The organism is Enterobacter sp. C6 (assembly GCF_008122455.1).
Lineage (GTDB): Bacteria > Pseudomonadota > Gammaproteobacteria > Enterobacterales > Enterobacteriaceae > Enterobacter > Enterobacter pseudoroggenkampii.
This window is the reverse complement of the sequence record NZ_QPFW01000249.1, coordinates 109234-117921: the sequence shown is the minus strand read 5'-3', so window position 1 is coordinate 117921 and position 8688 is coordinate 109234. Positions and strand designations below refer to the sequence as shown.

7 protein-coding genes and 2 pseudogenes are annotated in these 8688 nt (G+C 59.4%); 6 read left to right on the top strand and 3 right to left on the bottom strand.

Going from position 1 to position 8688, the window contains the following annotated elements:
* A pseudogene (locus DOU50_RS21575) lies at window positions 1-535 on the top strand (YfcC family protein); the annotation flags it as partial.
* Between the two features lie 80 nt (window positions 536-615).
* Window positions 616-1095: an arginine repressor gene (locus DOU50_RS21570; RefSeq protein ID WP_024907261.1), complete on the top strand. Its 480-nt coding sequence runs from the start codon at window positions 616-618 to the stop codon at window positions 1093-1095.
* Window positions 1096-1098: 3 nt separating this feature from the next.
* Here DOU50_RS21570 and DOU50_RS21565 read toward each other — a convergent pair.
* Window positions 1099-1216: pseudogene (locus DOU50_RS21565) on the bottom strand (hypothetical protein).
* Here DOU50_RS21565 and DOU50_RS21560 point away from each other — a divergent pair.
* From DOU50_RS21560 to ridA, 4 genes are all read left to right on the top strand, one after another.
* Window positions 1196-1300 (top strand): pyrBI operon leader peptide, encoded by a 105-nt coding sequence (locus DOU50_RS21560; protein WP_022646880.1) that lies wholly within the window; start codon window positions 1196-1198, stop codon window positions 1298-1300. The pseudogene DOU50_RS21565 and the gene DOU50_RS21560 sit on opposite strands and share 21 nt — an antisense overlap.
* A gap of 34 nt (window positions 1301-1334) precedes the next feature.
* Window positions 1335-2267: an aspartate carbamoyltransferase gene (gene pyrB, locus DOU50_RS21555; RefSeq protein ID WP_148770223.1), complete on the top strand. Its 933-nt coding sequence runs from the start codon at window positions 1335-1337 to the stop codon at window positions 2265-2267.
* A 12-nt stretch (window positions 2268-2279) separates the two neighbouring features.
* Entirely contained in the window at window positions 2280-2741 is a 462-nt protein-coding gene (gene pyrI / locus DOU50_RS21550) for an aspartate carbamoyltransferase regulatory subunit (protein ID WP_023310197.1), read from the top strand.
* A 73-nt stretch (window positions 2742-2814) separates the two neighbouring features.
* Entirely contained in the window at window positions 2815-3201 is a 387-nt protein-coding gene (ridA, locus tag DOU50_RS21545) for a 2-iminobutanoate/2-iminopropanoate deaminase (RefSeq protein WP_024907263.1), read from the top strand.
* 51 nt (window positions 3202-3252) lie between these two features.
* On the opposite strand, the gene DOU50_RS21540 is transcribed toward ridA, so the two are convergent.
* Both DOU50_RS21540 and mgtA read right to left on the bottom strand, forming a co-directional pair.
* Entirely contained in the window at window positions 3253-5637 is a 2385-nt protein-coding gene (locus tag DOU50_RS21540; RefSeq protein ID WP_148770222.1) for a beta-N-acetylhexosaminidase, read from the bottom strand.
* A gap of 199 nt (window positions 5638-5836) precedes the next feature.
* Entirely contained in the window at window positions 5837-8545 is a 2709-nt protein-coding gene (gene mgtA / locus DOU50_RS21535) for a magnesium-translocating P-type ATPase (protein WP_045335516.1), read from the bottom strand.
* Between the last annotated feature and the right edge of the window lie 143 nt (window positions 8546-8688).

Below are 8688 nucleotides of genomic sequence, written 5' to 3'. Positions count from 1 at the left end.
GGCGGTGTTTCTCGCCAGCGCGATTATCGTCGGCCTGATCGCCCGCATGAGCGAAGAGGAGCTGACCTCGACGTTTATCAACGGCGCGCGAGATTTGCTGGGCGTCGCGCTGATTATCGGCATCGCGCGCGGTATCGTAGTGATCATGGATAAGGGCATGATTACCCACACCATTTTGCACAGCGCCGAGGGGATGGTTACCGGGTTATCGACGGTGGCGTTCATCAACGTGATGTACTGGCTGGAAGTGGTGCTGTCGTTTCTTGTGCCTTCTTCGTCCGGCCTGGCCGTTCTGACGATGCCGATCATGGCGCCCCTTGCCGATTTCGCTAACGTCAACCGCGACCTGGTGGTCACGGCCTACCAGTCGGCGTCCGGCATCGTTAACCTGGTCACTCCCACCTCAGCCGTCGTGATGGGCGGGCTGGCGATCGCCCGCGTGCCCTACGTACGCTATCTGAAATGGGTGGCGCCGCTGCTGGGGATATTAACGGTAGTGATCATGGTGGCGTTGAGCCTGGGTGCCTTGTTGTGATTTGCCGGATGGCGCTGCGCTTATCCGGCCTACGGATCGGTGCGGTGCCACCGGTTATTTCGGGAACTGATATGGGAACTATGATGGATTACGAAGAGTACTCTCCCAAAGAACAACTACAGCTGACGGTCTGCCAGCGCCTGATAGCAGAAAAGAGCTATCTCTCCCAGGAGGAGATCCGCCGGGATTTGCAGGAGCGTGGTTTTGAGACCATCAGCCAGTCCACCGTTTCACGTCTGCTTAAATTGCTCGGTGTCATAAAAATTCGAAATGCCAAAGGGCTAAAGATTTATTCGCTGAATCCCCAGCTGCGCCCTGCCCCCGACGCCGCGCGTACCGTGTCCGAAATGGTGGTCAGCGTCGAGCATAATAGCGAGTTTATCCTTGTGCATACCGTCGCCGGATATGGCCGCGCGGTGGCGCGTATTCTGGATTATCACCAGCTACCGGAAATTTTAGGCGTGGTGGCTGGCAGCAGTATCGTCTGGGTCGCTCCCCGGGTCGTGAAACGCACCGCTCTGGTGCATAAGCAAATTAATTATTTACTCAGAACGAATTAATATTCATAAAGAACCGTTTGCATTGAGTAAAGCGTGCATTAAATCGCTTGATCCGAAAAGCGAGCTGCGTATAATGCCCGACAATTTGCCGGGAGGAAGCATGGTCAAGCGTGTACGACATAACGTCTTACCGCGTCTGAAATCAGACGCTGGCCTGCCGTTTTTCTTCCCGTTGCTAAACCTATTCCCAGAGCCCCTCATTTGAGGGGCTTTTTTTTGCCCGGCGTCAGGAGATAAACATGAATCCGCTTTATCAAAAACACATCATTTCCATAAACGACCTCAGCCGCGAAGAGCTGGAACTGGTTCTGGAAACCGCGGCAAAACTGAAGGCCAATCCGCAACCGGAGCTGCTGAAGCACAAGGTGATTGCGAGCTGCTTCTTTGAAGCCTCGACCCGCACCCGCCTCTCCTTTGAGACCTCCATGCACCGCCTGGGGGCGAGCGTGGTGGGCTTCTCGGACAGCAGCAACACGTCGCTGGGTAAAAAAGGCGAGACCCTGGCGGATACCATTTCAGTCATCAGCACCTACGTCGACGCGATTGTGATGCGTCATCCGCAGGAGGGCGCGGCACGCCTGGCGACCGAGTTCTCCGGCGGCATTCCGGTACTGAACGCCGGTGACGGTGCCAACCAGCATCCGACGCAGACCCTGCTGGATCTGTTCACCATTCAGGAGACCCAGGGCAAGCTCGAGAACCTGAATATCGCCATGGTCGGCGACCTGAAATATGGCCGCACCGTCCACTCCCTGACGCAGGCGCTGGCGAAATTTAACGGCAACCGCTTCTACTTCATTGCGCCTGACGCGCTGGCGATGCCGCAGTACATTCTCGACATGCTGGATGAGAAAGGCATTCAGTGGAGCCTGCACGCCAGCATCGAAGAGGTGATGAGCCACGTGGATATTCTGTACATGACCCGCGTGCAGAAAGAGCGTCTGGATCCGTCCGAATACGCCAACGTGAAGGCACAGTTCGTGCTGCGCGCCAGCGACCTCGAGGGCGCGCGCGACAACATGAAGGTGCTGCATCCGCTGCCGCGCATCGATGAGATCATCACAGACGTGGATAAAACGCCGCACGCCTGGTACTTCCAGCAGGCCGGAAACGGCATCTTCGCCCGCCAGGCGTTACTGGCACTGGTTCTGAATCGCGAATTGGCACTGTAAGGGGAAACGACCATGACACACGATAACAAACTCCAGGTTGAAGCCATCAAGCGTGGCACCGTGATTGACCACATCCCTGCGCAGGTGGGCTTTAAGCTGCTGACGCTGTTCAAACTGACCGAAACCGACCAGCGCATCACCATCGGCCTGAACCTGCCGTCAGGTGAAATGGGCCGCAAGGACCTGATTAAAATCGAGAATACCTTCCTGACCGACGAGCAGGTTAACCAGCTGTCGCTGTACGCGCCGGACGCCACCGTCAACCGCATCGACGAGTATGAAGTGGTCGGTAAATCCCGCCCGAGCCTGCCGGATCGCATTGAAAGCGTGCTGGTCTGCCCGAACAGCAACTGCATCAGTCATGCTGAGCCGGTTTCCTCCAGCTTTGCAGTGAAAAAACGCGCCGATGACATCGCGCTCAAATGCAAATACTGCGAAAAAGAGTTTTCTCATTATGTGGTGCTGGCCAACTAATTGAGGTTGGTAATGAAATCCCGGCTGTTATAATGGCCGGGAACATTCTTAACGCTGTAATTCTGGAGAAAACATGAGCAAAGTACTCGCGACGGAAAATGCACCAGCCGCTATCGGCCCTTACGTTCAGGGCGTTGATCTGGGCAGCATGATCATCACTTCAGGTCAGATCCCCGTAAACCCAAAAACCGGTGAAGTGCCGACCGACGTGGCAGCACAGGCGCGTCAGTCGCTGGAAAACGTGCAGGCTATCGTTGAATCTGCGGGCCTGAAAGTGGGCGACATCGTCAAAACCACCGTTTTCGTGAAAGATCTGAACGACTTCGCGACCGTTAACGCCACCTACGAAGCCTTCTTCACCGAGCACAACGCCACCTTCCCGGCGCGCTCCTGCGTGGAAGTGGCGCGTCTGCCAAAAGACGTGAAAATTGAAATCGAAGCGATTGCCGTACGTCGCTAATTCGCTTTGTCGATGATAAGGCAGCCTGGGGCTGCCTTTTTTTATGGCCCGCTACTGATTCCGCGTGGCGTGAAGCAGCGTCTCCAGCGGATAGACCGCCGCAATAACCACTTCGTCCTGCACCTTCGCCGCGTTATCCAGCTCGCTCTGAATCGACGCAATCTCTTTGTCATCCAGCGTGCCCTGGCGCGCCACCAGATCCGTCAGCCGCAGGCCAATCGAGGCCAGCTTATCCACCTCCTGGATCACCGGCTTCATCGCCTTCAGCTGATAGCTGTTTTCGCTTAAGGCCAGCGCGTCGCTGGTGTTGCTCTGCCAGCGGTTAAAGACGTGGCGCAGGGCGTCGGCGCTTTCCGTGTCTTCCGCATCGCTCACCAGACGGTCCGCCCATTTGTGCATCTGGCGCACGGTGGCGCTTTCGGCGTTTAGCGCATCGGCGAAGCGGTTGAGGGGCTCGAACTGATGATAGTTTCCGGCCTGGAACTTCAGGTGCTGACGGGTGTAATACTGCGCGGGCTCTACCGCCTGCGCGAGGATCTGCAGCGGCAGGGTGTCGGCATTACCGGCGAGGCGCGTGAACTGCACCTGCTGCTGGGTATGCTGCTGTAGCCCGACCGACACCGTCGACCAGCTGTCCATCGCCTGCAGGCGGGTGTACATGTTGTCGACATCGTTGACGTCCTGCGCCGACCACAGCCGCTCAGCCACCGCAAAGGTGCGCGGCCACAGGCGGATATCCAGCACCGGCGCCACCACGTTTTCCGCCCACAGCGCCGCTTCACCGCCGAGCAGGTTGGCCTGGTTCGCCACGTCCGGCACGACCGGCGGAACGCCTTTCGGCACGTCCTCCAGACGCGTGCCGCTGATCGGGTAGCGCGTATTCCCCACCAGGAAATAGCCGGAAAGCTTGTCGTTATCGACGGTGACGACCGGGCGCGTTTCGCCCATCCACGTATCGACGGTAAACGTCACCTGGCTGTCATCCCGCCATTCAATGTTCTGCACCGCGCGGCGGGATTTCCCGGCAAAATCAATAAACCCGCGCCAGCCCGCATCCCCTTTCACCAGCGTGAAGCTCCCCTCCACCGGCTTACCCTTCAGGCGCGGCATGGAGAAGGCCCAGCTCTGGGCGCTGTCGGTGTCCGCTATGACGTCCACGCCGTTTAAGCCCTGCGGGACAATCTCGTTGCGGTAGTGATAGGCGGTGGACTGGGGCTGGTCGAGATAAAAGCCGGTCGACAGAATGCCCTTGTAGCCGCTCTGCGCCACCTGCCCCAGCGCGTCCTGCCCTTGCCAGGACTGGATCAGAATGCTTTTCGGCAGGTCAGGATGGTAGATCTCATCCCAGCCGACCATCTGGCGGTGATGCTTCTCGAGGATCGTTTCCAGCTTGCGGTTGAAGTAAGCCTGCAGCGCGTGGCTGTCCGCCAGCCTGTTGTCGCGCATAAACTGCTGGATAGCCGGGTTCGCTTTCCACTGGCTGTCGTCCACCTCGTCGCCGCCGATATGCAGATACGGATCGGGGAAGATCGCCGCCAGTTCGCTGACCATCGCGTCGGCAAAGGTATAGGTTGCGTCTTTTGTCGGATCCAGCACCGGCTTCAGCACGCCCCAGTGGCGTTCCATGGCGTACGGTCCCGGCGCGCTCATCAGCTCCGGATAGGCCACGGCAATCGCCGAGGCGTGGCCTGGCATGTCGATCTCCGGCACCACGCGAATGCCGCGCTCGGCGGCGTAACGCACCACCTCGCGCATCTGTTCAGGCGTGTAGAACAGCCCGTCGCTGGCAAGCTGCGTCAGCTTAGGGTAGCGCTTCGAGCTGAAGCGCCATCCCTGATCGTCGGTTAAGTGCCAGTGCAGCACGTTGAGCTTCGCCGCGGCCATGCCGTCGATCTGGCGTTTGATATCCGGCAGCGGGATAAAGTGGCGCGCCGAGTCCAGCAGCAGCCCGCGCCACGGGAAGCGCGGCGAATCTTCAATGGTAACCCACGGCAGCGAGGTGTTTTCCGCTCCGTTCTGCATCAGCTGGAGCAGGGTTTCCATAGCGCGCAAGGCACCAAAGCGGGTGTTGGCGGAGATAGTCACGCCGTTAGCATCCACCGTGAGCTTATAGGTTTCATCGCTGTCCGGCAGCGGCTGCGGCTTCACCTTTTTAGCGATGGCAATGCGGATAGTCGGTTTGTCTGGCTTTTCAGCCTGAGGCTGCAGCGTCCAGCCGGTTTGCAGGGCGATGCGCTGGCGCAGGCGGTTGACGGCGTCACCCAGATCGTCGCCGCTGACGCTGACAGAGATTTTATCGTTAAGCACCAGCGCGCCCTGGGTCGTCGGGCGTTCGACCTTCGCAGGCCAGGGCATTAAAGGGAGATCCCCTGCCGGGGCGGCAAAGGCAGAGGCGCCGAGCATCAGCCCGGCGGTTAAGAGACTGTACCGTAACATGAATGTTCCTTATCTGACGGGCCAAATAAAGGCAAAACATTCTGTTAACATGCGCTCAATTTGTCGTCAAGCGAATGCGCCGACGGAGATCACAGGTTGTTGAATTTGAGAGGAAAGCTATTGCCGGGTGGCGGCTTCGCCTTACCCGGCCTACGTTCGGATCGTAGGCCCGGTAAGCGCAGCGCCACCGGGCTTGCCGTTACTGCCACCCATACCGACGCGCATAGAATCCTTTCACCATCTGCGTCAGCACCATATACCCCGCGAGGATCGCCACCAGCCACGGGAAGTAGCTCAGCGGCAGCGCCTGCAGCTGCAGGTAGCTCGCCAGCGGTGAGAACGGCAGCGCGATGCCGAGCGCCATTACAATCCCCGTCATCACAATCAGCGGCCATGCGGCACGGCTCTGGATGAACGGAATGCGGCGCGTGCGGATCATATGCACAATCAGCGTCTGCGACAGCAGACCGACCACGAACCAGCCGGACTGGAACAGCGTCTGGTGTTCCGGGGTGTTGGCGTGGAACACAAACCACATCAGGCAGAAGGTCAGAATGTCGAAGATGGAGCTGATCGGGCCAAAGAACAGCATAAAGCGCCCAAGATCTGCCGGGTTCCAGTGCTGCGGCTTCTGGATCTGCTCGTCGTCGACGTTATCAAACGGAATCGCCACCTGAGAGACATCGTACATCAGGTTCTGGATCAGCAGGTGCAGCGGCAGCATCGGCAGGAACGGCAGAAACGCGCTCGCCACCAGCACGCTGAAGACGTTACCGAAGTTGGAGCTGGCGGTCATCTTGATGTACTTGAGCATATTGGCAAAGGTACGGCGCCCTTCGATGACGCCCTCCTCCAGCACCATCAGGCTTTTTTCCAGCAGAATGATATCCGCCGCTTCGCGGGCAATATCAACCGCCCCGTCCACGGAGATACCGATATCCGCCGCACGCAGAGCGGGCGCATCGTTGATGCCGTCGCCCATAAAGCCCACCACGTGCCCTTCGCGCTTAAGCAGGGTGACGATGCGCTCTTTGTGCATCGGCGTCAGGCGGGCAAACAGCGTGGTGCGCTGGGCAAGCTTCGCCAGCTCGTCATCAGAGAGATGTTCAATATCGCTCCCCACTACCACATCGCCCGCGTCCAGCCCCACCTCGTGGCACACTTTGGCCGCCACCAGTTCGCTGTCGCCGGTGAGAATTTTGACGGTAATGCCGCTCGCCTTCAGCGCCTTCAGCGCCGGTGCGGTGGTCTCTTTCGGCGGATCGAGGAAGGCGATGTAACCCTCGAGGATCAGATCGGATTCGTCGATACGCTGATAGTCCCCCTCGCGCGCCGGCAGGAACTTGCTCGCCACCGCCACCACGCGCAGCCCCTGACGGTTCAGGTTGTCGGTGACGCGCTTGATGCGGCGCAGCATGGTGTCGTCCAGCGGCACGATGTCGCCGTTATAGCGTACCTGCGTCGACACGTTGAGGATCTCCTGCAGCGCGCCTTTGCAGATCAACTGATGCACATCCGTTTGCTCGCTCACCACCACCGACATCCGGCGGCGCTCGAAGTCGAACGGGATCTCATCCACCTTTTGCCAGCGGCCGGAGAGCGTACGGGCAGACTCTTCATCCACCCCTTCCAGCACCGCGACGTCGAGCAGGTTTTTCAGCCCGGTCTGGTAATGGCTGTTCAGCCACGCGCTGTGCAGCACGCGCTCGCTGGTTTTGCCGGAGATATCGGTGTGGTTCTCCAGCACGATTTTGTCCTGCGTCAGGGTGCCGGTTTTATCGGTGCAGAGGATGTCCATCGCGCCAAAGTTTTGAATGGCGTCGAGGTGTTTGACGATCACCTTCTGTTTCGACAGTTTTACTGCCCCGCGCGCCAGCGTGGAGGTGACAATCATCGGCAGCATTTCCGGCGTTAAGCCGACCGCCACGGAGAGCGCAAACAGCGCAGCTTCCCACCAGTCTCCCTTGGTGTAGCCGTTGATCAGCAGCACGATCGGCGTCATCACCATCATAAAGCGGATCAGCAGCATGCTGACGCGGCCAATGCCTTTCTGGAAGGCGTTCGGCTCGCTCTCCTGCTCGCTGACGCGCCCGGCAAGCTGACCAAACCAGGTGTTGCCCCCGGTGGCGGTGACAATCGCCTGCGCGGTGCCGCTGACCACCGTGGTGCCCATAAAGCACAGGGTGTCGCACTCGAGCGGGTTCATCTGCTGCGGGTCGCGGCTGCGCGCCACCTTTTCAACGGGCAGGGATTCCCCGGTCAGGGAGGCCTGCGCGACGAAGAGATCGCGCGCCTGGATGATGCGTAAATCCGCCGGGATCATGTCCCCCGCGGCCAGCTTCACCAGATCCCCCGGCACCAGCTGGTCGATAGGCAATTCCACCCAGGCGTTTTCGCCGAGATCGTTGATCACGCGCGAGACGGTCGCGGTGTTGCTGACCATCGCCTTCAGGGCGTCCGCCGCTTTGGTGGAGCGGGCCTCCTGAATGAAGTTCAGCAGCGTGGAGATGCCCACCATCAGGGCAATCACCCCTGCGGCAAACAGATCTTCCGTCGCATAGGAGATGAGGCCAAGCACGGTCAGCAGCAGGTTGAACGGGTTGCGGTAGCAGAGCCACAGATGCACCCACCACGGAGACGGCTTTTGTGCCGGAATGAGGTTATCGCCGTGCACGGCGCGGATTTTTTCCACTTCTGCCGCGTTCAGCCCTTCCGGGTGCCCGCCAAAGGCGCGCCAGACTTCATTTTCATCCATCGCCGCCACGTTCAGGCAGCGTTCGGTCAGGGACGCGGGGATCGCCGCCCCCGCCATGTTTTTGGCGTTTGGCAGTGGGTCGCGCTGAACCAGACGGTGTGGCAGGTGGCGGCTCAGCAGGGCCTGCAGCTGCCGGGTGATATTTTTAAACATAGTCATTCCTCCGCATCCGCGAATGCGGACGCAGCATTTCCTTCAGGCGTGGCAAGGCCGTACCTGAGAGGCACTCAATTTTTCAAGCAGGAACGTTTGGGACGTTGCTGCCTCACATCACCGGTGAGTCAGCAACAGGCTGG

Excerpts from the sequence above, each read along its gene's own strand:
- DOU50_RS21570 (WP_024907261.1), top strand. The coding sequence starts at position 616 with ATGATGGATTACGAAGAGTACTCTCCCAAAGAACAACTACAGCTGACG.
- DOU50_RS21560 (WP_022646880.1), top strand. The coding sequence starts at position 1,196 with ATGGTCAAGCGTGTACGACATAACGTCTTACCGCGTCTGAAATCAGAC.
- pyrB (WP_148770223.1), top strand. The coding sequence starts at position 1,335 with ATGAATCCGCTTTATCAAAAACACATCATTTCCATAAACGACCTCAGC.
- pyrI (WP_023310197.1), top strand. The coding sequence starts at position 2,280 with ATGACACACGATAACAAACTCCAGGTTGAAGCCATCAAGCGTGGCACC.
- ridA (WP_024907263.1), top strand. The coding sequence starts at position 2,815 with ATGAGCAAAGTACTCGCGACGGAAAATGCACCAGCCGCTATCGGCCCT.
- DOU50_RS21540 (WP_148770222.1), bottom strand. The coding sequence starts at position 5,637 with ATGTTACGGTACAGTCTCTTAACCGCCGGGCTGATGCTCGGCGCCTCT.
- mgtA (WP_045335516.1), bottom strand. The coding sequence starts at position 8,545 with ATGTTTAAAAATATCACCCGGCAGCTGCAGGCCCTGCTGAGCCGCCAC.